We start from the raw sequence: 24,091 nt of genomic DNA, 5'->3' as shown, positions 1-24,091 counted from the left end.
CCTGAAGTGTCAATTTTCTTTGACATCTATTTGGCGTTGGAGGACAGTCCTTTCACCAGCGTCCGGCCTTTGCCGAGCGCGCCCGCCCGTGCTCCGTCGACCCTGTCCGGCGCCGGCGTGGTGCCTTGCGAGGCGAAAGGGGCGCACGGCGGAGCAGGTGATGCATCATGGGTTGCAGAGAGAGAGGGGCGGACCCGCCGGCGACGGTCCGGTCGCGGTGTCCCGGTTCGCAGCCGAGATCGTGGCCCGCCTCACGGCGCGGGACGGGGCCACGCAGGCGCCTGTCAGGGAAGACCTCGTCCGGCGGCTTCTGGCTGCAGTCCGGTCGGTGGACCGGGCCCCCTTCGAGGCGCTGAAGCCGGAGCTGCGCAGGGCCCGCGTGAGCCGCGTGGCGCTGGCCGAGCTCTACATCCCCGAGGTCGCGCGACGCCTCGGCCAGGGCTGGCACGATGATACCTGCACCTTTGCCGAAGTGACGATCGGGACGGCGCGGCTGCAGGCGATCCTGCGCGACATCGCCACCTCCTGGTCGGCCGACGAGAGCGGGCGCAACGACGGATTGACCGTGCTCGTGCTTCTGCCTCCGGGCGAGCAGCACACCCTCGGGGCGATGGTGGCGGTGGCGAAACTTCGAAGGATGGGAGTGTCCGTCTGCCTGCGCATCGGAACCGGCCCGGCCGAGCTGAGGGAGCTTTTCGTCAAGCGGGCTTTTGACGCGATCATGATTTCGATCGCGCATGCGGAGATGCTTGAAGTCTGTTCCAAATTGGTAAAGACGCTGAAGGACATGACGGGTCACAAGGTGCCCGTCGCAGTCGGCGGAGCGCTGTTCCTCGAAGGGTCGGCGCCCATGTCCGTCCCTGAGGCGGACATCGTGACGAACGACATAGAGACGGCGCTTCAGGCCTTCGGGCTTGGGGTAAGCCGGCGGCGTCCCCAACTGGGACAGGCTTGAGGCAAGCGGCCGCGAGGCCGGGACATGCGGTGAGACTTTGAGTTCAGAAGGAAGTGACATGCTCGCCGACGGGAGCCTTCCGTCCCTCGCACCCGAGCTCGTGCGGGATGTGGTCGCGACCGCGGCCGATATCTCCGTGCTGGTATCGGCCGAAGGGCTGATCCGCACGGTGATGGTCAATCCGCACCACCCCAGCTTCGGGCAGCTTTCGGGCTGGGCCGGGAAGCCGCTCGCCGAGGTGCTGACCCCTGAGAGCATCAACAAGTTCCGCGCCCGCAGCGAAGGGCTGGAGCCCGGCCGCGGCTCGGCCTCGGTCGAGCTGAACCACGCCGACCAGCGCAATTTCGAATTTCCCGTCCGCTACATCCTTCACCGGCTGCCCGAGGATCGCTCGATCCTGATGCTCGGCCGCGACCTGCGCCCCATTGCCGAGGTGCAGCAGCAGCTCGTCTCGGCGCAGCTGGCGATGGAGCGCGACTACGAGACCCAGCGCGAGATGGAGACACGCTATCGCGTGGTCCTCGACGTCTCGCGCGATGCGATGGTGCTGGTCTCGATGTCGACGGGCCGCATCGTGGACCTGAACGGAGCGGCGGGCGTGCTGCTCGGCGGCGTGCGGCAGGACCTGCTCGGCGCCGCTGTCGCGCAGGAGTTCGAGGGGCGTCGCCGCGGCGAGTTCATGGAGACGATGGCGAATGTCGCGGCCTCCGACAGCATCACGCCGATCGAGTTGGTTGCGCGCCGGTCGCAGAAGCGTCTTCTCGTGACGCCTCGGGTGTTCCGTGCCGCGGGCGAAAGGCTGCTCCTCTGCCAGCTCGATCCGGCCGAGGTCGCCCAGCCCGTGAGCGACGAGCTCTCGGACGGTCTGGCACGGCTCTATCACGAGGGCGTCGACGGAATCGTCTTCGCGGATGCCGAGGGCACGATCCGCGGAGCCAACGAGGCCTTTCTCAACATGACCGACTCGTCGAGTCTCGCCTCCGTCCGGGGCCGGTCGCTCGCCGATTTCCTCGCCCGTGGCACGGTGGACCTGCGGGTGCTGATCGACAGTGTCAGGCGCACCGGACAGTTGCGCCTCTACGCGACGCGACTCACCACAGATTTTGCGGGGCAGATTGCCGCAGAGATCTCGGCCACCTGGCTCGACGACCGGGAGCAGCCGCTGCTCGTTCTCGTCGTGCGGGACGTGAGCCGCGCCGACACGCTGCGCCGCCCGGTGCCCGCGACCGGCGTCATCGACGAGCCGGTGCGCAACGTCATGGAGCTGGTGGGCAATTCGACCCTCAAGGACATCGTCGCGGAAACGACTGACGTTGTTGAGAAAATGTGCATCGAAACGGCCCTCGAGCTGACGCGGAACAACCGTGTGGCCGCGGCCGAGATGCTGTCGCTCTCGCGCCAGTCGCTCTATGTGAAGCTGCGCAAGTTCGGCCTGCTCAACAAGGACGAGTAGTCCCTGCGCCCCGCTGCCGCAGGGCAATTCCCCCCGGATTAAGAAACTGTACGCCCGTCCGCGCGGGTCGAATGGTCGCTTTGACATGCATCAATTTGCCCGCCACAGAAGTATGTCAACTGAAATGGACACAGCGGGAGTCCACCAATGCGTATCGTATTCGTTCACCCGAACTATCACTCCGGGGGCGCCGAGATCGCCGGCAGCTGGCCGCCGGCCTGGGTCGCCTATCTTTGCGGCGCGCTGAAGACGGCCGGTTACACCGACTACCATTTCATTGACGCGATGACGGATTACGTCTCGCACGAACAGCTGGCCGAGAAGCTGAAGGAGCTTCAGCCCGACATCGTCGCCACCACCGCCATCACGCCCTCGATCTACGTCGCCGAAGAGACGCTGAAGGTGGCCATGGAGGTCGTGCCCAACGCGCTGCGCGTCCTCGGCGGCATCCACGCGACCTTCATGTTCCGGCAGGTGCTGGAAGAGGCGCCCTGGATCGACGTCATCGTCCGCGGCGAGGGCGAGGAGGTTCTGGTGAACCTCGTGAAGGCCTACGAGGCCGACAATTTCGCCGAGACCCGCCGTCAGGTGAAGGGTCTGGCTTTCCTCGACGGCGACGAGATCGTCTCGACCGCCGCGGCGCCGACCATCCGGGACGTCGATTCGATCGAGCCCGACTGGGGCATCATCAACTGGAAGAACTACATCTACGAACCCCTCGGCGTGCGCGTCGCCATCCCGAACATGGCGCGCGGCTGCCCGTTCACCTGCTCGTTCTGCTCGCAGTGGAAGTTCTGGCGCGACTATCGCGTGCGCGACCCGAAGAAGGTCGTGGACGAGATCGAGAAGCTCGTGAACGAGCACAACGTGGGCTTCTTCATCCTTGCGGACGAGGAACCGACCATCAACCGCAAGAAATTCATCGAATTCTGCGAGGAGATGATCGCCCGCGGCCTGCCGGACAAGGTGAAGTGGGGCATCAACACCCGCGTGACCGACGTCAAGCGCGACAAGGAACTGCTGAAGTTCTACCGCAAGGCCGGTCTCGTCCACATCTCGCTCGGCACCGAGGCCGCGGCGCAGCTGAAGCTCGACGTCTTCAACAAGGAGACGACGGTCGCCGAGAACAAGGAGGCCATCCGTCTCCTGCGCGAGGCCGACATCTTCACCGAAGCCCAGTTCATCGTCGGCCTCGACAACGAGACCAAGGAGACGCTGGAAGAAACCTACCAGATGGCCTGGGACTGGCAGCCGGACCTCGCCAACTGGTCGATGTATACGCCCTGGCCGTTCACGCCGCTCTTCCAGGAGCTTCGTGACCAGGTCGAGGTCTTCGACTATTCGAAATACAACTTCGTGACGCCGATCATGAAGCCGAAGGCGCTGACCCGCGGCGAACTGCTCGACGGCGTGATGAACAACTACCGCCGGTTCTACATGAAGAAGGCGCTGTTCCACTATCCGTGGCGCGGCACCGGCTTCCGCCGCCGCTACCTCCTGGGCTGCCTCAAGGCGTTCCTGAAGGCCGGCGTCGGGCGAACCTTCTACGACCTCGGCAAGGCCGGCTACTGGGGCCCGCAGTCCAAGGACAAGGTGGACTTCCACTTCGACGAGACCCGCAAGATCGGCAATGCTCAGATGGCGGACTGGGAGGCTTCGGCCGACCGCGCCGCCAAGGCCGCCGAGCGCCGCGAGGCGCTGCGCGCGCAGGGCAAGGCCCGGGCCGAAGAGCGCAATGCGGCCAAGGCCGAGGGCGTGCCGATGCTGAACCCGGTGGGCGGCTGCGGCGGCCCCTCGCAGGCGATGGTGGACGAGTTCCAGGTGCCGATGGCCTGCGGTGGCGGCAAGCAGCAGATTGTCGAGGACGAGTTCGCCATGCCGATGGCCTGCGGCGGCGGCAAGCAGCAGATGGAAGAGAAGGAAGATCTCGTCCGTCCGGCGGAGTGACCGCCGATGACCGCGCATGACCAGATGCTGAACGGGGGTCCGGTGATCGTTCACCGGATCGGCCCGAATGCCATCCTCCAGCTCATCCCGGTGCTGGAGGCCGCCTTCGGGCCCGGCGCGGCCGACAGGGCGCTTGCTTCGGCGGGCGTCCCGAGGCCGGGACCGGACTCGGGCATGCTGCCCGAGACGCAGGTCTCGACGCTGCACCGCTGGCTGCGCACCACCCATCCGGAGGAGGCTCCGCGCCTTCTCCGCGCGGCGGGCCTGGCGACGGGGGACTACATCCTCGCCAACCGCATTCCGCCGCTGGCCCAACGGCTGATCCGCGCGCTGCCCGCCTTTCTCGGGGCGCGGGTGCTGGCCAAGGCCATCGCCAAGCATTCCTGGACCTTCGCCGGCTCCGGCAAGTTCCGCGTCGTCTCGGGACGCCCGCTGTCATTCGAGATCGCCCGGAACCCCGTTGTCGCCGGAGAAAGCTCGGACACCCCGATGTGCCACTGGCACGCGGCGGTGTTCGAGCGCCTCTTCTCGCGTCTCGTCTGGCCCGAGGTGGCCGTGCGCGAGACGCAATGCTGCGCCACGGGCGCATCGGCCTGCCGCTTCGAACTTCTGCCGCGCGGGCGCTGATGCGCGATCCTGTCACTGGAGGCTGGGGGCAATCTTCTTGCCCGACTCTCCCCGTCATGTTTAGGTGACACACATGAGTGTCAATCTATCCTTACACCCCCGCACCACTCCCGATCCGCGCGCGCTGCTCGAGCTGATCCAGCCGATCACGTGGTTTCCGCCGATCTGGGCCTATCTCTGCGGCACGATCTCGGTCGGCATCTGGCCGGGCGAGAAGTGGCCGCTGGTCCTGCTGGGCATGGTCCTCGCGGGTCCGCTGGTCTGCGGCATGAGCCAGGCGGCCAACAACTGGTGCGACCGGCATGTCGATGCCGTGAACGAGCCCGACCGGCCGATCCCCTCGGGCCGCATTCCCGGCCGCTGGGGTCTTTACATCGCCATCATCATGTCTCTGGCCTCGCTGGCCGTGGGCTGGATGCTGGGGCCCTGGGGCTTCGGCGCCACCGTCTTCGGCGTGCTCGCGGCCTGGGCCTATTCGGTCGAGCCGATCCGCCTCAAGCGATCGGGCTGGTGGGGGCCGGGGCTCGTCGCGCTCTGCTACGAGGGCCTGCCCTGGTTCACGGGCGCGGCCGTCCTTTCGGCCGGAGCGCCGAACTTCTTCATCGTGACCGTGGCGCTTCTCTATGCCTTCGGCGCGCACGGCATCATGACGCTCAACGACTTCAAGGCGCTCGAGGGCGACCGCCAGCATGGCGTGCGCTCGCTGCCGGTGATGCTCGGGCCGGAGGTGGCCGCGAAACTCGCCTGCACCGTCATGGCGCTGGCGCAGCTGCTGGTGATCACGCTGCTCTTCATCTGGGACAAGCCGATCCATGCCGGCATCATCACGGTGCTGCTGATCGCCCAGCTCTTCGCGATGCGCGTGCTGCTGCGCGATCCGGCCGGTAAGTGCCCCTGGTATAACGGCACCGGCGTCACGCTCTACGTCCTTGGCATGATGGTCGCGGCCTTCGCCATCCGCGGGCTGGAGGTGCTGCCGTGACGCTCGGCTGGCTCGGCATCTTCCGGCTCGGCCTCGTGCAGATGAGCCTCGGCGGCATGGTGGTGCTGACCACCTCGACGCTGAACCGGCTGATGGTGGTCGAGCTGGCGCTGCCCGCGGTGCTGTCGGGCCTGCTCGTGGCGCTGCATTATGCGGTGCAGGTGACGCGGCCCTCCTGGGGCTACCGGTCGGACACCTGCGGCAACCGCACGCGCTGGATCGTGGGCGGCATGGCGACGCTGGCGCTCGGCGCCTTCTCGGCGGCGCTGGGCGTCGTGTGGATGCATACGGCCTTCTGGCCGGGCCTTGCGCTCTCCTTCGTGGCCTATCTGATGATCGGGCTCGGCGCGGGCATGGGCGGCACCTCGCTTCTGGCGCTGATGGCCACCTGCACCCGGCCCGAGCGGCGCGCGGCGGCGGCCACGATCACCTGGCTGATGATGATCTTCGGGATCGCCGCCACCGCGGGCACCGTGGGCGCGCTGCTCGAGCCCTACACGCCCGAGCGCCTGCTCGAGCTGGTGGGCGCGGTCTGCGCGGGTGGCCTTGTCCTCACGATCCTCGCCACTTGGCGGATCGAACGGGGCCTCGTCTCCGAGCCCGAGCCGGAAGCAGCCCCCCTTCTCGAGGGGCTGCGCGAGGTGTGGGCCGAGCCGCGGGCGCGCACCTTCACCTTCTTCGTCTTCCTGTCGATGACCGCCTATTTCATGCAGGAGCTGATCCTCGAACCCTATGCGGGTCTCGTCTTCGGCCTGACGCCGGGGCAGACCACCTCGCTTTCGGGCGCGCAGAACGGCGGGGTCTTCGTCGGCATGCTGGCGGTCGGCATCGGGCAGACCGGCCTCCGGATCGGTTCGCTCCGCTCCTGGGTCGTGGCGGGCTGCCTCGGCTCGGCGCTGGCGCTGACCGGGATCGCGCTGGTCGGCCAGATGCACCTGCCGTTGATCGTTCCGGCCGTGGTGCTGATGGGCCTCTTCAACGGCATGTTCGCCGTGGCCGCCATCGGCTCGATGATGCAGCTGGCGGGCGAGGGGCGTCATGCGCGCGAGGGGACCCGGATGGGTCTCTGGGGTGCGGCCCAGGCGGTCGCTGCCGGCTTCGGCGGACTTCTGGGCGCGGCTGCGGCCGACACGCTCACGCAGTTCGCAGGAGATTCCACTGCCTTCGGCCTCGTCTTCCTTTCCGAGGCCGTCCTGTTCGTCGTATCTGCGCTGATGGCGCTTCGTATCCTGGAAGGCGGGCGCGTCATGCCCGCCGGCCGGCTTGTGCCTGGAGAGTGAGCATGGCCTATGATGTCTTCGTAGTGGGTGGCGGCCCGTCGGGCGCCACGGCGGCCGACGAGCTGGCACGTGCCGGCAAGAGCGTGGCGCTTCTCGACCGCGCCGGCCGGATCAAGCCCTGCGGCGGTGCGATCCCGCCGCGGCTGATCGAGGATTTCGACATCCCCGACAGCCAGATCGTGGCGCGCATCCGCACCGCGCGGATGATCTCGCCCACCGGCCGCAAGGTCGACATCCCGATCGAGGGCGGCTTCGTCGGCATGGTGGACCGCGAGCATTTCGACGAATGGCTGCGCCGCCGTGCCGCCAAATCGGGCGCCGAGCGCCTCACGGGCACCTTCCTGCGGATCGAGCGCGACAGCTTCCACACCTATGTCGTCTGGCGCGAGAAGGCGACGGGCGAGGAGAAGCGGTCCGAGACCAAGCTCGTGATCGGCGCCGATGGCGCCAAATCCGATGTGGCGCGCGCCGAGGTTCCCGGCGGCGACAAGATCCCGATGGTGATCGCCTACCACGAGATCATCAAGCCGCCGACCAGCTCGGTGATCGACTACGACCCGACCCGCTGCGACGTGATCTATGACGGCCGCGTCAGCCCCGACTTCTACGGCTGGATCTTCCCTCATGGCGAAACGGCCTCGGTCGGCATGGGCACGGGCATCCTCGGCTTCGACCTGAAGGAGGCGACCGCGCTCCTGCGCCGGCAGGCCGGGCTCGACCAATGCGAGACGATCCGCAAGGAGGGCGCACCGATCCCGCTGCAGCCGCTCGAGAAATGGGACAACGGCAAGGACGTGGTGCTGGCTGGTGACGCCGCGGGCGTCGTGGCGCCCTCGTCGGGCGAGGGGATCTACTATGCCTTCGTCGGCGGACAGGTCGCGGCCAAGGCCTGCCTCGCCGCGCTGAAATCGGGGCGTGCCACCGACCTGCAACTCGCGCGCAAGATGTTCATGGCCGACCACAAGACCGTGTTCAAGGTTCTCCGCTCGATGCAGGATGCCTATTATCGCGACGATGAGCGGCGCGAGCGGTTCGTGAGCCTCTGCCACGACACCGACGTGCAGCGCCTGACCTTCGAGTCCTACATGAACAAGAAACTGACGAGCAAGCAGCCCTGGGCCCATATCAAGATCGGGTTCAAGAACGTGATGCACCTGACGCGGCTCGTCTCGCCGCAATGGACCTGAGCATGACGGAAATGGTTCCCGCCTGGGTCGAGGGCCGGCTGATGCCGGTCGAGAAGCTGGAGGCGCACCAGCGCGGCCTGCGTCACATGGCGATCTCGGTCTTTGTCATGGCCGGCGAGGCGGTGCTGATCCAGCGCCGCGCGGCCGGCAAGTATCACACGCCCGGCCTTTGGGCGAACACCTGCTGCACCCATCCCCGTTGGGGCGAGGAGGCGGCCGACTGTGCCGTTCGCCGCCTGCGCGAGGAACTGGGGATCACCGGGCTCGTCACGGTCTTCGCCGACCGGGTGGAATATCGCGCCGATGTGGGCAACGGCCTCATTGAGCATGAGGTGGTCGACATCTTCGTGGCCGAAGCGCCCTCGGACCTGCCGGTGAACCCGGACCCGGAGGAGGTGTGGGAGACCCGCTGGGTCGACCTTCGCGACCTCGCCCTCGAGGTGAAGGAGCATCCCGAGCGCTTCACGCCCTGGCTCCGGATCTATCTCGCCGAGCATATGGAGCGGATCTTCGGCAAGCTGCGCGTCGTGCAGTGAATCGCTGACCAAGGCATCGGGGGGCGGTTCCTGCGGGAGCCGCCCCTTCCGCTTTCCAGCGTCGCGCGATGCGGCAAGTGTCATTGCCCCCCCGCCACGGCAATTGCTTCGCACGGCCACCCGGCTGTGCGGCGTTCTAAGCCATGAAGCTCCAAGAGCCGCCGCGACATTCGCGCGTCGCGAATGGCCGGGTGCGGTCGGCCGGATGAGAGGCATCCGCGCAGGCAGACGCCGCGCGGCCTGCGCGGCTGCATCGGGCCTGCCGCTTGTGTTGCGCGGATGGCAGATCAGTCCCGCAGATGCGCCTCGAGGAAGGGCAGGAGGATCGCCGCGACGCCGGCGGCGTCCTCTTCATGCGCGAGGTGGCCAAGCCCCGGCATCTCGACATAGGTGCCTAAAGGCATCCGCGCGGCCGCCTCGCGTGAGATCCGGGCGGGGACGGTGCCGTCCCTGGCCGCCGCGATCAGCAGCGTCGGCACGTCGATGGCGGGCAATTGGCGCTGAAGCTCGTCCAGCCGCCACTGCGACATCATCGCGAGCGTTCCGTCAACATGGACATGGTCGCCGATCAGCGTCGTGTATTGCCGGAGACCCTCCTCGTCGAGGTCCGAGCCGGTCGAGCCGATCAGGCTCCGCACCCGGTTCTCGACCCCGAAGAGCCGCGCTGCGATGGGCGGGATGAAGGGGTTCAGCGTGAGCATCTTGGCAATCAGCGGGAAGAGCCAGCCGGCAGTTCCCTCGAAATTGCCGAGCGCTGCGTTGATGCCCACGACCGCCCGCGGCGGTCTCGGCAGGATCTGCGCCAGCCGCAGGGCCAGCGCCGCTCCGGCGGAATGGCCGATGATGACGGGCGGTCCCCAGTCCTCGGCAGCGCAGAGCCGCGCCATGTCCTCGGCCATCGCATCGAGCGAGAAGCGCCGCTGTCCTGCCTTGGTGAAACCCTGGCCCGGCAGGTCGGGTGCCACGATGCGGAAGCGCGGCGCGAGGAGCGGCACGAGGTTGCGCCAGGAGTGGCTCGACCCGCCCGCGCCGTGCAGCATCAGCACCACAGGCCCGCTGCCCTGATCGAGCACGCACCACTGGTGCGGCGCGCAGTCGATGCGTCGCATGGAGGCTCGGCCGGGCCAGTCGAGGGGCATCCGGTCGAGATCCATGCTCAGTCCCCCATCGCCGCGCCGAGCACGTTCGAGAGCTTGTGCGCATCGGCCCGCGGAAGGGCGATATAGGGCGCGTCGAGCGCCTTCGCGAGCTTCGCGAGCGAGGGCTGCGGGCGGTTCGCCGTGTCGATGACGATGGCCGGCAGGCCCGAGGCGCGCAGCAAGCTGGCGAGCTTCAGCGAATCCTCCTCGGCCTGCGCCCGGTTGGCAGAGCCGTCGAGCGCAATGTTGCCGCGGCCGTCCGTCAGCAGCGCAACAGTGGGCGTCATGCCCCGCGCCCGAGCCTGGATGCCCACCGCAAGAGCCATCTGCAGCCCGTGGGCGAGCGGCGTGCCGCCCCCGCCCGGCAGACCCGCAAGGCGGCGCTTGGTCTGCACGAGGCTCCGCGTCGGCGGCAGGATCAGCTCGGCATCGCGGCCGCGGAAGGCCAGCAGCGAAACGTGGTCGCGCCGGGCATAGGCCTGGCCGAGCAGCAGTTCCACCGCGCCCTTGGCCTCGGAAAGACGGGCCATCGCCGACGAGCCGGAGGCGTCGACCGCAAAGATCAGCACGCGGTCGGAGGTTTCCCGGAACCGCTTGAGGCGGATGTCGGACGGGCGGACCAGCAGCACGGCATCCGACTGCTGCTGCCGCCGCCGCAGCGGCTGCCACGGCGCCGCGGCGCGCAGCGTGCCGACAAGATCGATCCGCGCGCCGGTGCCGAGGCGGCCCATGCGCGAGGGCAGGGGGCGGCCGCGCCGGTTCCCGGACTTGGCCGAGCCCGTGCCCGTGGCGCCCCGCGCCATCCGCGCCGCGCGGCCGGCGGCCAGCTGCTCCAGCAGGTCCGGGGGGAGGGCTGCGCGCACGGCCTCGACCAGCATCTCCTCGGGAAACATCTCGTCGCCCTGCTGCTCTTCGGGCGGCGGCGGCATGTCGTCCGGCTGGTCCTCGGGCGGCTCCGGCGGTTCGGGTTCGGGCGGCGCTTCTTCCGAGGCAGGCATGGCCCGATGGCCGAAGACGAGATCGGCCGCACGGCGCAGGTCGTCGTCGGTGATCGTCTCGTGATCTTCCCAGGCCGCCTGTGCGCGGGCTGCGGCGAGGGCCAGTGTCGGCGCGCGAAGGCTCGCGATGCCGACCTGCGCCGCCACGCGCGCCAGCGTCTCGCCAGCCTTCGCGGGTGTCTTCACCGAAGACAAACGCGCCCGCGCAGCGGCAAGCCGGTCCGGATCGATGGAAATGTCGCGCGTGTCGCCCCACTGCAGGCCGTCGATGTCCACAAAGAGACCCAGACGGTCCACAAGGCCGAGCGGCAGCAACTCGTCCCGCTCTGCGCCCTCGTCGAGCGCGATCAGGCAGTGCCGCGGCTCGTCCAGCGCGGTGCCGAGGCGCGCGGCGAGGCCCGGCATTGCCCGCTCGGCCATGGCAAGCACCAGAGCCGCCGGTTCGTCGAGGATGCCTTTCTGGATCACCGGCGAGCCCGTCGAGAGCGTCGCGGCGAGGTCGAGCCCGCCAAAGAGTGCGTCGTCGCCGATGGTGGGATGGATGCGGCGGACGGGCAGCGGCAGCGCCGACAGCGCCGCCGTCACCCGGTCGCGCAGCGGACAGGCCCGCGCCCGAAGCCACAGGCCCTTGAGGCCCACCGGATCGACCGCGAGCAGAGTCAGGGCCGCCTCGACCCGTTCCCAGGGCGCGAGCGGCTCGGGGGCGGCTTCGCGTGTCAGGGCAGGACCTCCGCCACGCAGCGCTCGACACGGGTGGTCGAGCCTGCTTCGTCCAGCGGGTCGCGGCGCAGGCGGTGGCTGAGCGCCATCGTGGCGACCGAGCGCAGGTGCTCGCGGCCGACGGCATCGTGGCCCTCGAACGCCGCCTGTGCACGGGCGGCGCGTAGCAGCGTGAGCTCGCCGCGCAGGCCGTCCGACCCGAGCGCGATGCAGAGCGCCGCGCAGTCGTGGAGCACCGTGTTCGGCGTCTTCAGCGTGGGCAGGGCGGCGCGCGCCGAGAGGATCCGGCCACGCAGCTGCATGTCCTCGGCGCCCCATTTCTCCATGAAGGTCTCATGGTCGGCGTCATAGGCGTCGCGGCGGGTGATGACCTCGACGCGGGTGTCCACGTCGCGCGGGCTGCGGACCTCGACCGACAGGCCGAAGCGGTCCAGAAGCTGCGGACGCAACTCGCCTTCCTCGGGGTTGCCCGAGCCTACCAGCACGAAGCGGGCAGGGTGGCGGATCGAGAGTCCCTCGCGCTCGACGACGTTCTCGCCGGACTGCGCCACGTCGAGGAGCAGGTCCACGATATGGTCTTCCAGCAGGTTGACCTCGTCGATGTAGAGATAGCCGCGGTTGGCGCGCGCGAGCAGACCCGGTTCAAAGGCCTTCTCGCCACGGGTGAGGGCGCGCTCGATGTCGAGCGCGCCCACCACGCGATCCTCCGTCACGCCGAGGGGCAGATCGACCACGGGGGTCGCCCGCTCCACGACGGTCGTGGAGGTGACTTGCGCCCACTCCGGGCAATCCTCGGGGCGGGCAGAGTTCACGGGGCATCCCTCGACCGCCTTGATCAGCGGCAACAGGGCCGCGAGCGCACGGACGGCGGTGGACTTGCCGGTGCCGCGATCTCCGAACACCAGCACGCCGCCGATGCCCGGGTCGATCGCAGTCAGCACCATGGCCTGCTTCATCTGCTCCTGACCGACGATGGCCGAGAAGGGGAAGGGTTTTTTCATTGCGTCAGGCGTTCTCTTTGCGGCCGCCCTTGCCGGGCTTGCCCTTGAAGTTCGACTTCCCGCCGTGGTGACCCGGCTTCGGGGCCGGAGCGGGAGCGGGTTTGGCGGCCACGGCGGCCGGGGCGGGTTTCGGGGCCTCGGGTGCCGGAGCAGGCTTCGGCGCCTCGGCAGCTTTCGGCATCTCGACGGCCAGAGCGGGCTTCTGGGCCACTTCGACCGCCGGGGCGGGTCTGGGTGCCTCGACCACCGGAGCGGGCTTCGCAGCCGCCGGAGCCGGAGCGGGTTTCGGGGCCTCGACGGCCGGCTTCGGAGCCGCGGCTGGACGCGCCGTCAGCGCCTCGCCCACCGGGTCCTTGCCTTCCCACTTACCAATCGTTCCGAGAATCTGGAAGCGGGCATAGAGCTCTTCCTTGAACCAGTTCTCGGCGCGCACCGACTTGATCGCCTCGCCATGCGGGCCACCGGCGCCGCGGGCGAATTCCTCCATCGGCTTCGCATCCGGCCAGACCGAGAAGGTGACCTGCTGCAGGAACGGCACTTCGCCCACGCCGATCTTGAAGACCACGTCCTTGTTCTTGCCGATCATATGCGAGATCGCAGGCTCCCGCGCCCAGAAGCGTTCGGCCTTCCAGAACTTGATCGTGGCGCGCGTGAGGGCGGCGATAGGCCGCACGTCGGCCGAGGGTTTCACCGGCTCGAAGGGTTCCTTGCCGTCCCATTTGCCCCATGCGCTGGTGGGACGCAGGAGCACCGTGTAGCTCTCGTCCGCCATCTTGCCCCAGCGCTGGTAGATCGGCGATTCGGCAACCTCGCGCCGCGCCGTCTCCTCGTCGGGCCAGACCGCCAGCAGGCTCCAGACGTTCCAGTTCGGCTTCGGCGTGAAGCCCTGGCCCGTGCCCGAGCCGAACATCTTCCAGAACTTTGCTTTCGGCAGGTGATGCATGCCCAGCTTGTTTGCGGTCATCTGACCGAGCACCCAGAGCCGTTTTTCGAACTCGTTGAACCGGAAGATACTGAGCGTGACAGTCTGCATGTCATTCCTCCTGCAGATGGGGTGGGCGCGATCAAACACCGAACCGAAGCGGCCCGACATTAGTCGCGAAGTCGCACCGCCCTCAAGCCGCATTGTAAACCTGACTAGACAGTCTATTGTAGGCGGCATGTTGACAGGCCTTGCAGGAGTTCGCGCCATGCCCCCGATTTCGCATGTATCCGATGCCGACCATGCCATTGTGATCGGCTCGGGGCTGGGCGGCCTGTCGGCGGCCATGCGGCTCGGGGCGAAGGGCTGGCGCGTCACGGTCGTCGACAAGCTGGACGTGCCCGGCGGCCGCGGCTCGGCGATCACCGAGGACGGGCACCGGTTCGACCTCGGGCCGACCATCGTGACCGTGCCGCAGAGCCTGCGCGACCTCTGGAAGACCTGCGGGCGTGACTTCGACACCGATGTCGATTTGAGACCCATTGACCCGTTCTACGAAGTGCGCTGGCCGGATGGGTCGCACTTCACGGTGCGCCAGTCGACCGAGGCGATGAAGGCCGAGGTTGCGCGCCTCTCGCCCGGCGATGTCGCGGGCTACGAGAAGTTCCTCAAGGACAGCGAGAAGCGCTACTGGTTCGGCTACGAGGATCTTGGCCGCCGCTCGATGCACAAGCTGTGGGATCTCATCAAGGTGCTGCCCACCTTCGGGATGCTGCGCGCGGATCGCTCGGTCTACCAGCATGCCGCACTGCGCGTGAAGGACGAGCGGCTGCGCATGGCGCTGTCGTTCCATCCGCTCTTCATCGGCGGCGACCCCTTCAACGTCACCTCGATGTACATCCTCGTGAGCCAGCTCGAGAAGGAATACGGGGTTCACTACGCCATCGGCGGCGTGGCGGCCATCGCGGCCGCCATGGCGAAGGTGATCGAGGGGCAGGGCGGCAGCTTCCGCATGAACACCGAGGTCGACGAGATCGTGGTCGAGAACGGCACGGCCACCGGCATCCGCCTCGCCTCGGGCGAGGTGCTGCGCGCGGGCCTCGTGGTCTCGAACGCCGACGCGGGCCACACCTACATGCGGCTCCTGCGCAACCACAAGCGCCGGCGCTGGACCGACGCCCACGTCAAGAGCCGGCGCTGGTCGATGGGCCTCTTCGTCTGGTACTTCGGGACCAAGGGAACGAAGGGCATGTGGCCGGACGTTGGGCACCACACCATCATCAACGCGCCGCGCTACAAGGGTCTGGTGGAGGACATCTTCATCAAGGGGAAGCTGGCGAAGGACATGAGCCTCTATGTCCACCGGCCCTCGATCACCGATCCGACAGTGGCGCCCGAAGGCGACGATACCTTCTACGCGCTCTCGCCGGTGCCGCATCTGAAGCATGCGAATCCGGTGGACTGGACGGCGATGGAAGAGCCCTATCGCGAAAGCGTGCTCGACGTGCTCGAACAGTCCATGCCCGGCATTGGAGAGCGGATCGGCCCCTCGCTGGTCTTCACGCCCGAGACCTTCCGCGACCGCTACCTCAGCCCTTGGGGCGCGGGCTTCTCGATCGAGCCGCGGATCCTGCAATCCGCATGGTTCCGGCCGCACAACATCTCGGAAGAGGTGAAGAACCTCTTCCTCGTCGGCGCGGGCACCCATCCGGGTGCGGGCGTGCCCGGCGTGATCGGCTCCGCCGAGGTGATGGCCAAGCTTGCCCCCGACGCGCCGCGCGCGCGCCGCGAGGCCGAACCTGCTGAAAGGCTGGCCGCAGAATGATTGCCGCTGCCGATCTCGAAGCCTGCCGCGAACTGATCCGCACGGGCTCCTATTCCTTCCACGCCGCGTCCCGGCTCCTGCCCGAGCGGGTGCGGGCGCCTTCCCTTGCGCTCTACGCCTTCTGCCGCGTGGCCGACGATGCGGTGGACGAAGCGGTGAACGAGGGCCAGCGCGAGGAGGACATCGAGGCCAAGCGCCGCGCCGTCCTCAGCCTGCGCGACCGGCTGGATCTCGTCTATGCCGGCCGGCCGCGCAACGCGCCCGCCGACCGCGCATTCGCCTCCGTGGTCGAGGATTTCGAGATGCCGCGGACCTTGCCCGAGGCGCTGCTCGAAGGGTTGGCCTGGGACGCCGTGGGGCGGAGCTACGACACCTTCTCGGGCGTGCTCGACTATTCGGCGCGCGTGGCTGCGGCCGTCGGTGCGATGATGTGCGTCCTGATGCGGGTGCGCGATCCGGACGCGCTCGCGCGCGCCTGCGATCTTGGCCTCGCGATGCAGCTGACGAACATCGCGCGCGATGTGGGCACGGATGCCCGCTCGGGCCGGATCTACCTGCCGCGTGACTGGATGGAGGAGGAAGGCCTCTCGTTCGAGGAGTTCCTTGCCAATCCCGTTGCCGACGACCGGATCCGCGCCGTGACGCGCCGCCTGCTGCGCGCGGCCGACCGGCTCTACCTGCGCTCGGAGTCGGGTGTCTGCGGCCTGCCGCTTACCTGCCGGCCGGGCATTTACGCCGCGCGCCACATCTATGCCGCCATCGGCAACGAGATTGCGCGGAACGGCTATGACAGCGTGACCCGGCGTGCCTTCACCAGCAAGCGGCAGAAGCTTGCCTGGCTGGCTCTCTCGGCCACCCGCGCCGCGCTTACGACGCTGGGACCGGGCTGCGCGACGCTGCATGCCGCGCCCGAGCCGGAGGTGGCCTTCCTCGTCAATGCCGCAGCGCGGGCGAAGCCGCAGCGCGGCCGGTCCGATGCGCTGATCGCCGTCCTCGCCCAGCTAGAGGCGCAGGATCGGCAGGTCACGCGGCAGAGGATGGGGAACCGGGCCAACCCCATCTAGGTTCTCTTGCAGGTAGATCCGGAGTAACGATGATGAATATGGACTGGGCTCTTTTCCTCACCTTCCTCGCCGCCTGCGGTGCCCCCGCGACGACAGGGGCGCTGATGAAGCCCGACGAATGGTATGACAACCTCAACAAGCCCTGGTGGAACCCGCCACGCTGGGTGTTTCCGCTGGCCTGGACCTCGCTCTATTTCCTCATGAGCCTTGCCGCCATGCGGGTGGCCCAACTCGAGGGCTCGGGGCAGGCGCTGGCCTTCTATGCGGCGCAGCTTGCCTTCAACACGCTCTGGACTCCGGTCTTCTTCGGGCTGAAGCGGATGGCGACGGCATTGGGCGTCGTGGTGGTGATGTGGCTCTTCGTGGCCGCGACCATGTGGGCCTTCTTCCAGCTCGACACCTGGGCGGGCGTGCTCTTCGTTCCCTATCTGATCTGGGCCACGGCAGCGACGGGGCTGAACCTCGAAGCGGTGCGTCTGAACTGGAGCCGACCGGAAGCCCGCGCCTGAGGTTAGGGTTTCGCGATTGAGAAGGGCGGTGCCGGAAGGTGCCGCCCTTCTGTATGGAGCCAATGGCGGATGGGGCTGTCTGCGCCGCCGCCTCTCCGGGGCGCGCCCCCGAAGATATTTCGACAGAGAGAAGCGCTTCCGGACGTAACAGCGCCGAAGCAGCCGGAGAGAGATCCTCCGCTGCCATCCGTGCCTGCCGGATGCGCCGGACCGGCGCGGTCGTCAGGAGTTCGGGAAGCGCCAGCCGGGGCGGCGGGGCACGCGGACGGCGAGCATCGGCATCAGGAGAGGCGAGCGGAAGCGGCGCAGGTCGAGTGCCTCGTGCACGCCCACCGTGGTCTGACCGAAGACCGTCGTCTCGACCATGGCGCGCGAATAGAAGGGCGCATCCAGCATCGACATCACTTGCCGGGGCTTCGTGCCCGGATCGGCCGGCGTGTGGCGCTCGACCAGCCAGCGCGACCGGGCAAAGCGGGCCTCCGGCGGTGGCTGGATCAGCTGAGCGCGTCCGTCGGCCGCGACATGCAGGCCAAGCTCGAGCCGCGAGCCGTCGCGGCGCGTTGCGTCGTAGAAACAGGCCGCGCCGTCAGCCACCGGGTAGCGGCCCCATGTCCAGAAGCGGAAATCGGCCTCGAGCGCCGCGCTGCCGAAGTTCGCGTCGAAATAGCCGTGACCGTGCCAGCGGTGGCCCTGCGTCAGTTCCACCTCGATCCGCGCGGTGGGGGCGAAGGGACGCCAGATATGCGACCCGTCGTCCTTCAGCGTGACCTCGACGTCGGTCACGCCCGAGGGCGTCAGCACGATCCGGCCCTTTACCGGCGAGACCAGCGGCGGCGAGGAGACCTCGTTCACCTCGACGATGAGCTGGGTGCCGGTCCAATGCATCCGGGACGGGCCGACCGTCAGCGTGTCCTTCGTCTGCCGCAGCGCCGCGCGGCCGCGGTCGGTCATGGTGAAGCGCCCGCCCGGCCCATAGGTCGCCACGTTGATACAGCAGTGGTTCTGCGGCTCGCGCCGCCCCGACCAGCGGTACCAGGGCGAGAAGACCGAGCCGATGAAGCCGATGACCGAAAGCGCCCGCGTGCCGTCGTCGGACACGCCGTCGATATACCACCAGGCGTAGCCGTCCGGCGCTACTTCGACCGCGAAGCAAGGTCCGTCAGAATCGCCTCGGCCGCGTGCCGACCGGAGAGGGCCGCCATCGGAACGCCCGCTCCCGGATGCGCTCCGCCCCCCGCCAGCCAGAGACCCGGCAGCGCCGTCCGCGCCAGCGGACGCTTCAGCGAGGCCAGCGCCCCGTGCGGGCTCAGCCCGTAGATCGAGCCCTGCGACCCCGGGAAGAGCGTCGCGAAGCCCGTGGGCGTCGTCAGGCTCGCCTCGCCCGGCACCGGATCGAAGGTCAGTCCGAACTGTCTCAGTCGGTCGAAGGTTCGGCTGCGGCATTGGGTAAAATCCTCGGGTCTCGCGGGCCGGCCGGGCGGCCCGTTCATGATGATCTCGAAGCGCTCCGCCCCGTCGGGCACCTGCCCGCCCGAGCGGTCCTCGGCGCAGATATAGAGTGTCGCATCCTCGGGCATCTGTCCTGCGGCGATCGGTCCGAACTCGCGGCGGGGATCGTCGGCGAAGAAGACATTGTGATGCACCAGCGGCTGGCCCGATGCGCGGGCGGCATAGGACCAGACCCAGGCCGAGAGGCTGCGCGGGTGAACGCGGTCCTCGGGCACGGCTTCGCGCGGCCCGTCGCCCAGCAGCCCCGCGAGCAGCGCCGCAGGATCTCCGTTGAAGACGACATGCTCGGCCTGCAGCGACTGACCGTCGGCAAGCTGCACGCCCGTGGCGCGCCCGCCCTGCCGGAGGAGTCGTGTCACCGGAGAGTTGTAGCGGATCCTCACCCCCTGATCCGCGGCGAGGCGAGCGAGCGCGTGGGCGAGGCGGTGCATGCCGCCCTCGACGGCCCAGACGCCCTGCGCCTCGGCGGCCCAGATCAGCGCGAGCACCCCCGGCGAGCCGTAGGGCGTGCCGCCCACATAGGTGGCGTAGCGGCCGAAGAGCTGCCGCAGCCGCCGGTCGCGGAAGAAGAGGCGCAGCAGCCGGTCGAGCGTCATGCCCGGCAGCAGCGCGGGCCACGTCCGGGGTTGCCTTGCTGCCGCCAGCGCGATGGCCTTGGTGTCAGGACGGGCTGCCCGCATCATGGGCAGGTCGAAAGCGTCATAAAGCCGCGCCGAGAGGTCGTGGAAGCGACGGAAGGCCTGCGCCTCGGCCGCGCCGGCAAAGGCCGAGACCGCCTCGACATTCTCCTCGAGATCCGTCGTGAGATCCAGCGTGCTGCCGTCCAGCCACCAGTGCCGGGCGAGCAATGGCTGCGGAGTAAGGTTCAGGTGTTGATCAAGCTTTTGCCCGCAAGTCTCGAACAAATCATCAAAAACGCTGCGGAGCGTGAGGACGGTGGGGCCGGCGTCCACCGGGCCGGCCGCACTCGGGATCGTGCGCATCCGTCCGCCCGGCGCGTCGCGCGCCTCGACCAGCGTGACCTCGCATCCGGCCCTCGCCAGGCGGATGGCAGATGCCAATCCACCCATCCCGGCACCGACCACCACCACCTTCGGCACAATCTGTCTCATGTCCGGGATTGTTGACACCCCGGGGCGGGCTGTCCAGTATCTACGACAGACTGGTGTAAGAAAAAGTTGACACCTGTGGAGTCGGCGGCACGCTGTCCGCCCGAGGCGCACGCATTGCGCTGAACCTGTCCCTGTGAGGCACGACATGGCGTTTGAAAAGCGGATTGAAGCGGCAATGGCGGCGGCGATCGCGCACGGTCAGGGGACCGATGCGCCCTCGAAACTCGCCTCCGCGCTCGAATATGCGGTGACGCCCGGCGGCGCGCGGATCCGTCCGACGCTGCTTCTCAGCGTGGCCACGGCCTGCGGCGACGACCGTCCCGCGCTGTCGGATGCGGCGGCGGTCGCGCTCGAACTGATTCACTGCGCGAGCCTCGTGCATGATGATCTGCCCTGCTTCGACGACGCCGAGATCCGGCGCGGCAAGCCCACGGTGCACCGCGCCTATTCCGAGCCGCTGGCGATCCTCACCGGCGACAGCCTGATCGTCATGGGCTTCGAGGTTCTGGCGCGGGCCGCGGCCGACCAGCCGCAGCGCGCGCTTCAGCTGGTGACGGCCCTTGCGGTCCGCACGGGCATGCCCATGGGCATCTGCGCGGGGCAGGGCTGGGAGAGCGAGAGCCAGATCAATCTCTCGGCCTATCACCGCGCCAAGACCGGGGCGCTCTTCATCGCGGCGACCCAGATGGGTGCCATCGCGGCCGGCTACGAGGCGGAGCCGTGGGAGGAACTGGGTGCGCGGATCGGCGAGGCGTTCCAGGTGGCGGATGACCTGCGCGACGCGCTCTGCGATGCCGAGACGCTCGGCAAGCCCGCGGGGCAGGACGAGATCCACCACAGGCCGAATGCGGTGCGCGAATACGGCGTCGAGGGTGCCGCGAAGCGGCTGAAGGACATCCTCGGCGGCGCGATAGCGTCGATTCCCTCCTGCCCCGGCGAGGCGATGCTGGCCGAGATGGTCCGCCGCTACGCCGAAAAGATCGTGCCGGCGCAGGTCGCGACCCGCGTCTGACCGGCTGGCACCGAAGGCTTCGCCCGGCAGCGCCGGGCACGGAAAGGACTCCCATGAGCGCTCTCAGACCTGCCGCGCGCGGGGGCCTCGGCCTCTCCCGCCTCGGCGTGCGCCTCGCCGGATCGCGCCGCTTCCAGCTCATCTCCGAGCGGGTGCCCTTCCTGCGCCGCATCGGCCGCCGCGAGGGGGACGAGCTCTTCGACATCGTCGCGGGCTTCGTGCACTCGCAGGTGCTCTATGCGCTGGTCGAGCTCCGGGTGATGCACCATCTGGCCGATGGGCCGCAGACGGTGCAGGCCCTCGCCACCGCGACGGGGCTCTCGCCCGAGCGGATGCAGCTTCTCCTGCAGGGAGGTGCCGCGCTGAAGCTGCTGAAGCGCTGCCGAGACGGTCGCTTCGATCTGGCCGTCCGGGGCGCGGCCTTCCTCGCCGTGCCGGGGCTCGAGGCGATGGTCGGGCACCACCACGTGCTCTACCGCGACCTTGCCGATCCGGTGGCCTTCCTGAAGGGCGAGACCGATCCCGAGCTGGCGCGGTTCTGGCCCTATGTCTTCGGCGCTGCGGGGGCGACCGACCCCGAAGTGACCGCCAAGTATTCGCGGCTGATGACCGAGAGCCAGGCGCTCGTGGTCGAGGACACGCTGCGCCTCGTGGACCTGATGGGGGTGCGTCGCCTGATGGACGTGGGCGGCGGCACCGGGGCCTTCCTCGCGGCCGTGGGCCGGGCCTATCCGCTGATGGAGCTCATGCTCTTCGATCTGCCCGCCGTGGTCGAGGCCGCGCCGCAACGGCTGGCGCAGGAGGGGCTCGCCGGACGGGTCACGGTGCACGGGGGCAGCTTCCGCGACGATCCGCTGCCCGTGGGCGCGGATGCGATCAGTCTCGTGCGCGTGCTCTTCGACCATTCGGACGCCACGGTGAAGCTGCTTCTGCGCAAGGTCTTCGACGCGCTGCCGGCCGACGGTCGGGTGATCGTGGCCGAAGCCATGTCCGGCGGGGCGCATCCTCACCGGGAGACCGACACCTACATGGCCTTCTACACGGCAGCCATGCGGACGGGCCGGGTGCGTTCGGCCGCCGAAATCGCGGAACTTCTCGTTTCGCAAGGTTTCTCCGGCGTGAAGATCTTCCCGGGACTCCGGCCCTACGTGGCGAGCGCGGTAACCGCCGTGCGTCCCTCTGCCGCGCCGTGACGCGCGGGTGCGGCGCAATCGGACGCAGGGCGGGACTGTCCAATTAAGTTGACACTTATCGATGTCCCATTAAAGTTACACCGGAAGCGTCGATATAGGCCGTCCGAGTCCTTCGAGGGGCGGGCAGCCGGAAGAGCGCAGGGGAAAACGCTGTGAGAACGACCGCCGTCATCCTGTCGGGTCCCCGGGACCTTGGCCTTCAGACCATCCAGCTGAACGAGCCCGCACCCGGCGACATCGTCGTGGAAATCACCCATTCGGGAATTTCCACCGGCACCGAAAAGCTGTTCTACACCGGGCAGATGCCGCCGTTCCCGGGCATGGGCTACCCGCTCGTGCCGGGCTACGAGGCCGCCGGAGAGGTGGTCGAGGCCGCGCCCGACACCGGATTCAAGGCCGGCGACCGGGTGTTCGTTCCTGGCTCGAACTGCTTCGCGCCGACCACCGAAGGGCCGATCCGCGGCCTCTTCGGGGCGGCCACCAAGCGCCTGATCACGCCCGCGCATCGCGCGGTGCGGATCGACCCGGCGCTGGAGGCCGAGGGCGCGCTGCTCGCCTTGGCCGCGACGGCGCGCCATGCCCTCGCCGGGCTGAACTACGTGCTGCCCGATCTGATCGTGGGCCACGGCACGCTGGGGCGGCTGCTCGCGCGGCTGACCATCGCCGCGGGCGGCGAGCCGCCGGTGGTCTGGGAGACCAAGGCAGAGCGCCGCAAGCATGCCATCGGCTACGAGGTCATCGACCCCTCCACCGACGAGCGTCGCGACTACCGCTCGATCTACGACGCATCGGGCGACCCGAGGCTCATCGACAGCCTCGTGATGCGGCTCGCCAAGGGTGGCGAGATCGTCCTGGCGGGCTTCTATACCGAACCCGTCGCCTTCACCTTCGTGCCTGCCTTCATGAAGGAGGCGCGCCTGCGCATCGCTGCCGAGTGGCAGCCCGAGGACATGGTGGCTACCCGCGCGCTGATCGAGAGCGGGGCGCTTTCGCTTGCCAACCTGATCACCCACACGAGACCGGCGTCGGAGGCGCCCGAGGCCTACGAGACGGCCTTCAACGACCCCGACTGCCTCAAGATGATCCTGGATTGGAGGGCCACCGCATGACGGATGCACCCGAACTCAAGGCGTTCGACCAACGCCTCCGCGACGAGGCGGCCGAAGAGCCGACGCTCGAGGTGCCTCAGGGCGAGCCGAAGAAGAAGACGCAGGTCATCGCGATCTACGGCAAGGGCGGCATCGGCAAGAGCTTCACGCTCGCGAACCTCAGCTACATGATGGCGCAGATCGGCAAGCGCGTGCTGCTGATCGGCTGCGATCCGAAGTCGGACACGACCTCGCTTCTCTTCGGCGGCAAGGCGTGCCCTACGATCATCGAGACCTCGGCGAAGAAGAAGCTCGCCGGCGAAGAGGTCCAGATCGGCGACGTCTGCTTCAAGCGCGACGGTGTGTTCGCGATGGAACTGGGCGGACCCGAGGTCGGCCGCGGCTGCGGCGGGCGCGGCATCATCCACGGTTTCGAACTGCTGGAGAAGCTGGGCTTCCACGACTGGGATTTCGACTACGTGCTGCTCGACTTCCTGGGCGACGTGGTCTGTGGAGGCTTCGGCCTGCCGATCGCGCGCGACATGGCGCAAAAGGTGATCCTGGTCGGCTCGAACGACCTTCAGTCGCTCTACGTGACGAACAACGTCTGCTCGGCGGTGGAGTATTTCCGCAAGCTCGGCGGCAACGTGGGCGTCGCGGGGCTTGTCATCAACAAGGATGACGGCACCGGCGAGGCCAAGGCCTTTGCCGAAGCGGTGGACATTCCGATCCTCGCCACCATCCCGGCCGATGAGGACCTGCGCCGCAAGTCGGCGAACTACCAGATCGTCGGCATCCCCGGCACGCAATGGGGGCCGCTCTTCGAGGGCCTGGCCCATGCCGTGGGCGAGGCGCTTCCGATCCGGCCGAAGCCGCTCTCGCAGGACGGTCTCCTCGACCTCTTCACCCCCGAGGCGGTCGGCGCCGACTTCAAGCTCGAGCCCGCCACGGATGCCGACATGCGCGGCAAGAACGCGCTGCCGAAGAAATCGCTGGAAGTGATCTACGACGATGCTTGATCTGGCCGCTCTC

The 24,091-nt window shown here is 68.4% G+C and carries 21 protein-coding genes; 15 read left to right on the top strand and 6 right to left on the bottom strand.

Annotation, left to right across the window (positions count from 1 at the left end; genetic code table 11):
- The first annotated feature begins 160 nt into the window (after window positions 1-160).
- From ACTVZP_RS08785 to idi, 8 genes are all read left to right on the top strand, one after another.
- A complete protein-coding gene (locus ACTVZP_RS08785; RefSeq protein WP_443211766.1) occupies window positions 161-955 on the top strand; it encodes a cobalamin B12-binding domain-containing protein in 795 nt (264 codons plus the stop codon).
- A 58-nt stretch (window positions 956-1,013) separates the two neighbouring features.
- On the top strand, window positions 1,014-2,408 hold the full coding sequence (gene ppsR / locus ACTVZP_RS08780) for a transcriptional regulator PpsR (protein ID WP_443211765.1): 1,395 nt from the start codon (window positions 1,014-1,016) through the stop codon (window positions 2,406-2,408).
- Window positions 2,409-2,555: 147 nt separating this feature from the next.
- Window positions 2,556-4,355, top strand: coding sequence for a magnesium-protoporphyrin IX monomethyl ester anaerobic oxidative cyclase (gene bchE / locus ACTVZP_RS08775; RefSeq protein ID WP_443211764.1), 1,800 nt, complete (start codon window positions 2,556-2,558; stop codon window positions 4,353-4,355).
- Window positions 4,356-4,361: 6 nt separating this feature from the next.
- Window positions 4,362-4,982 (top strand): bacteriochlorophyll 4-vinyl reductase, encoded by a 621-nt coding sequence (gene bchJ / locus ACTVZP_RS08770; RefSeq protein ID WP_443211763.1) that lies wholly within the window; start codon window positions 4,362-4,364, stop codon window positions 4,980-4,982.
- Window positions 4,983-5,055: 73 nt separating this feature from the next.
- Window positions 5,056-5,964 carry a chlorophyll synthase ChlG gene (gene chlG, locus ACTVZP_RS08765; RefSeq protein WP_443211762.1) on the top strand — a complete coding sequence of 303 codons (909 nt, stop codon included), beginning with the start codon at window positions 5,056-5,058 and terminating at the stop codon, window positions 5,962-5,964.
- Window positions 5,961-7,244 (top strand): BCD family MFS transporter, encoded by a 1,284-nt coding sequence (locus ACTVZP_RS08760; protein ID WP_443211761.1) that lies wholly within the window; start codon window positions 5,961-5,963, stop codon window positions 7,242-7,244. Before chlG ends, ACTVZP_RS08760 begins: the two co-directional genes overlap by 4 nt.
- A gap of 2 nt (window positions 7,245-7,246) precedes the next feature.
- Window positions 7,247-8,431 carry a geranylgeranyl diphosphate reductase gene (locus ACTVZP_RS08755; RefSeq protein WP_443211760.1) on the top strand — a complete coding sequence of 395 codons (1,185 nt, stop codon included), beginning with the start codon at window positions 7,247-7,249 and terminating at the stop codon, window positions 8,429-8,431.
- A 2-nt stretch (window positions 8,432-8,433) separates the two neighbouring features.
- Window positions 8,434-8,967, top strand: coding sequence for an isopentenyl-diphosphate Delta-isomerase (idi, locus tag ACTVZP_RS08750; protein WP_443211759.1), 534 nt, complete (start codon window positions 8,434-8,436; stop codon window positions 8,965-8,967).
- A 287-nt stretch (window positions 8,968-9,254) separates the two neighbouring features.
- Here idi and bchO read toward each other — a convergent pair whose 3' ends face one another.
- The 4 genes from bchO to crtA are packed head-to-tail and all read right to left on the bottom strand — an operon-like array spanning window position 9,255 to window position 13,858.
- Window positions 9,255-10,121, bottom strand: a complete 867-nt coding sequence (gene bchO / locus ACTVZP_RS08745) for an alpha/beta fold hydrolase BchO (protein WP_443211758.1) — start codon at window positions 10,119-10,121, stop codon at window positions 9,255-9,257.
- Window positions 10,122-10,123: 2 nt separating this feature from the next.
- Window positions 10,124-11,845 (bottom strand): magnesium chelatase subunit D, encoded by a 1,722-nt coding sequence (locus ACTVZP_RS08740; protein WP_443211932.1) that lies wholly within the window; start codon window positions 11,843-11,845, stop codon window positions 10,124-10,126.
- Window positions 11,821-12,825 (bottom strand): magnesium chelatase ATPase subunit I, encoded by a 1,005-nt coding sequence (gene bchI / locus ACTVZP_RS08735; RefSeq protein WP_443211757.1) that lies wholly within the window; start codon window positions 12,823-12,825, stop codon window positions 11,821-11,823. The genes ACTVZP_RS08740 and bchI overlap by 25 nt, the downstream gene beginning before the upstream one ends.
- A 4-nt stretch (window positions 12,826-12,829) precedes the next feature.
- Entirely contained in the window at window positions 12,830-13,858 is a 1,029-nt protein-coding gene (crtA, locus tag ACTVZP_RS08730) for a spheroidene monooxygenase (protein WP_443211756.1), read from the bottom strand.
- Window positions 13,859-14,015: 157 nt separating this feature from the next.
- Here crtA and ACTVZP_RS08725 point away from each other — a divergent pair, with 157 nt between their 5' ends.
- Genes ACTVZP_RS08725 through tspO form a run of 3 tightly spaced genes read left to right on the top strand, consistent with a single transcriptional unit; the run spans window position 14,016 to window position 17,145 of the window.
- Entirely contained in the window at window positions 14,016-15,572 is a 1,557-nt protein-coding gene (locus tag ACTVZP_RS08725; protein ID WP_443211755.1) for a phytoene desaturase, read from the top strand.
- Window positions 15,569-16,636 (top strand): 15-cis-phytoene synthase, encoded by a 1,068-nt coding sequence (crtB, locus tag ACTVZP_RS08720; protein WP_443211754.1) that lies wholly within the window; start codon window positions 15,569-15,571, stop codon window positions 16,634-16,636. Before ACTVZP_RS08725 ends, crtB begins: the two co-directional genes overlap by 4 nt.
- A gap of 29 nt (window positions 16,637-16,665) precedes the next feature.
- On the top strand, window positions 16,666-17,145 hold the full coding sequence (tspO, locus tag ACTVZP_RS08715) for a tryptophan-rich sensory protein TspO (protein ID WP_443211753.1): 480 nt from the start codon (window positions 16,666-16,668) through the stop codon (window positions 17,143-17,145).
- A 222-nt stretch (window positions 17,146-17,367) separates the two neighbouring features.
- On the opposite strand, the gene crtC is transcribed toward tspO, so the two are convergent.
- A complete protein-coding gene (gene crtC, locus ACTVZP_RS08710; RefSeq protein WP_443211752.1) occupies window positions 17,368-18,243 on the bottom strand; it encodes a carotenoid 1,2-hydratase in 876 nt (291 codons plus the stop codon).
- A gap of 35 nt (window positions 18,244-18,278) precedes the next feature.
- Window positions 18,279-19,766: a 1-hydroxycarotenoid 3,4-desaturase CrtD gene (crtD, locus tag ACTVZP_RS08705; RefSeq protein ID WP_443211751.1), complete on the bottom strand. Its 1,488-nt coding sequence runs from the start codon at window positions 19,764-19,766 to the stop codon at window positions 18,279-18,281.
- Window positions 19,767-19,911: 145 nt separating this feature from the next.
- Between crtD and ACTVZP_RS08700 the strand changes: the two genes are divergently transcribed.
- From ACTVZP_RS08700 to ACTVZP_RS08685, 4 genes are all read left to right on the top strand, one after another.
- A complete protein-coding gene (locus ACTVZP_RS08700; protein WP_443211750.1) occupies window positions 19,912-20,778 on the top strand; it encodes a polyprenyl synthetase family protein in 867 nt (288 codons plus the stop codon).
- 53 nt (window positions 20,779-20,831) lie between these two features.
- Window positions 20,832-21,971 carry a methyltransferase gene (locus tag ACTVZP_RS08695; protein ID WP_443211749.1) on the top strand — a complete coding sequence of 380 codons (1,140 nt, stop codon included), beginning with the start codon at window positions 20,832-20,834 and terminating at the stop codon, window positions 21,969-21,971.
- A 152-nt stretch (window positions 21,972-22,123) separates the two neighbouring features.
- Window positions 22,124-23,080 (top strand): chlorophyll synthesis pathway protein BchC, encoded by a 957-nt coding sequence (bchC, locus tag ACTVZP_RS08690; protein ID WP_443211748.1) that lies wholly within the window; start codon window positions 22,124-22,126, stop codon window positions 23,078-23,080.
- Complete coding sequence (locus ACTVZP_RS08685; RefSeq protein WP_443211747.1) at window positions 23,077-24,078, top strand: chlorophyllide a reductase iron protein subunit X; 1,002 nt, start codon at window positions 23,077-23,079, stop codon at window positions 24,076-24,078. Before bchC ends, ACTVZP_RS08685 begins: the two co-directional genes overlap by 4 nt.
- The last annotated feature ends 13 nt before the right edge of the window (window positions 24,079-24,091 follow it).

The organism is Rhodobacter sp. NSM, assembly GCF_052244495.1.
Classification (GTDB): Bacteria; Pseudomonadota; Alphaproteobacteria; order Rhodobacterales; family Rhodobacteraceae; genus Cereibacter_A.
This window is presented reverse-complemented; position numbering and strand designations above follow the sequence as displayed.

Coding starts and splice junctions, on each gene's coding strand:
- ACTVZP_RS08785 (WP_443211766.1), top strand. CDS start 161: ATGCATCATGGGTTGCAGAGAGAGAGGGGCGGACCCGCCGGCGACGGT.
- ppsR (WP_443211765.1), top strand. CDS start 1,014: ATGCTCGCCGACGGGAGCCTTCCGTCCCTCGCACCCGAGCTCGTGCGG.
- bchE (WP_443211764.1), top strand. CDS start 2,556: ATGCGTATCGTATTCGTTCACCCGAACTATCACTCCGGGGGCGCCGAG.
- bchJ (WP_443211763.1), top strand. CDS start 4,362: ATGACCGCGCATGACCAGATGCTGAACGGGGGTCCGGTGATCGTTCAC.
- chlG (WP_443211762.1), top strand. CDS start 5,056: ATGAGTGTCAATCTATCCTTACACCCCCGCACCACTCCCGATCCGCGC.
- ACTVZP_RS08755 (WP_443211760.1), top strand. CDS start 7,247: ATGGCCTATGATGTCTTCGTAGTGGGTGGCGGCCCGTCGGGCGCCACG.
- idi (WP_443211759.1), top strand. CDS start 8,434: ATGACGGAAATGGTTCCCGCCTGGGTCGAGGGCCGGCTGATGCCGGTC.
- bchO (WP_443211758.1), bottom strand. CDS start 10,121: ATGGATCTCGACCGGATGCCCCTCGACTGGCCCGGCCGAGCCTCCATG.
- bchI (WP_443211757.1), bottom strand. CDS start 12,825: ATGAAAAAACCCTTCCCCTTCTCGGCCATCGTCGGTCAGGAGCAGATG.
- crtA (WP_443211756.1), bottom strand. CDS start 13,858: ATGCAGACTGTCACGCTCAGTATCTTCCGGTTCAACGAGTTCGAAAAA.
- ACTVZP_RS08725 (WP_443211755.1), top strand. CDS start 14,016: ATGCCCCCGATTTCGCATGTATCCGATGCCGACCATGCCATTGTGATC.
- crtB (WP_443211754.1), top strand. CDS start 15,569: ATGATTGCCGCTGCCGATCTCGAAGCCTGCCGCGAACTGATCCGCACG.
- tspO (WP_443211753.1), top strand. CDS start 16,666: ATGATGAATATGGACTGGGCTCTTTTCCTCACCTTCCTCGCCGCCTGC.
- crtD (WP_443211751.1), bottom strand. CDS start 19,766: ATGAGACAGATTGTGCCGAAGGTGGTGGTGGTCGGTGCCGGGATGGGT.
- ACTVZP_RS08700 (WP_443211750.1), top strand. CDS start 19,912: ATGGCGTTTGAAAAGCGGATTGAAGCGGCAATGGCGGCGGCGATCGCG.
- ACTVZP_RS08695 (WP_443211749.1), top strand. CDS start 20,832: ATGAGCGCTCTCAGACCTGCCGCGCGCGGGGGCCTCGGCCTCTCCCGC.
- ACTVZP_RS08685 (WP_443211747.1), top strand. CDS start 23,077: ATGACGGATGCACCCGAACTCAAGGCGTTCGACCAACGCCTCCGCGAC.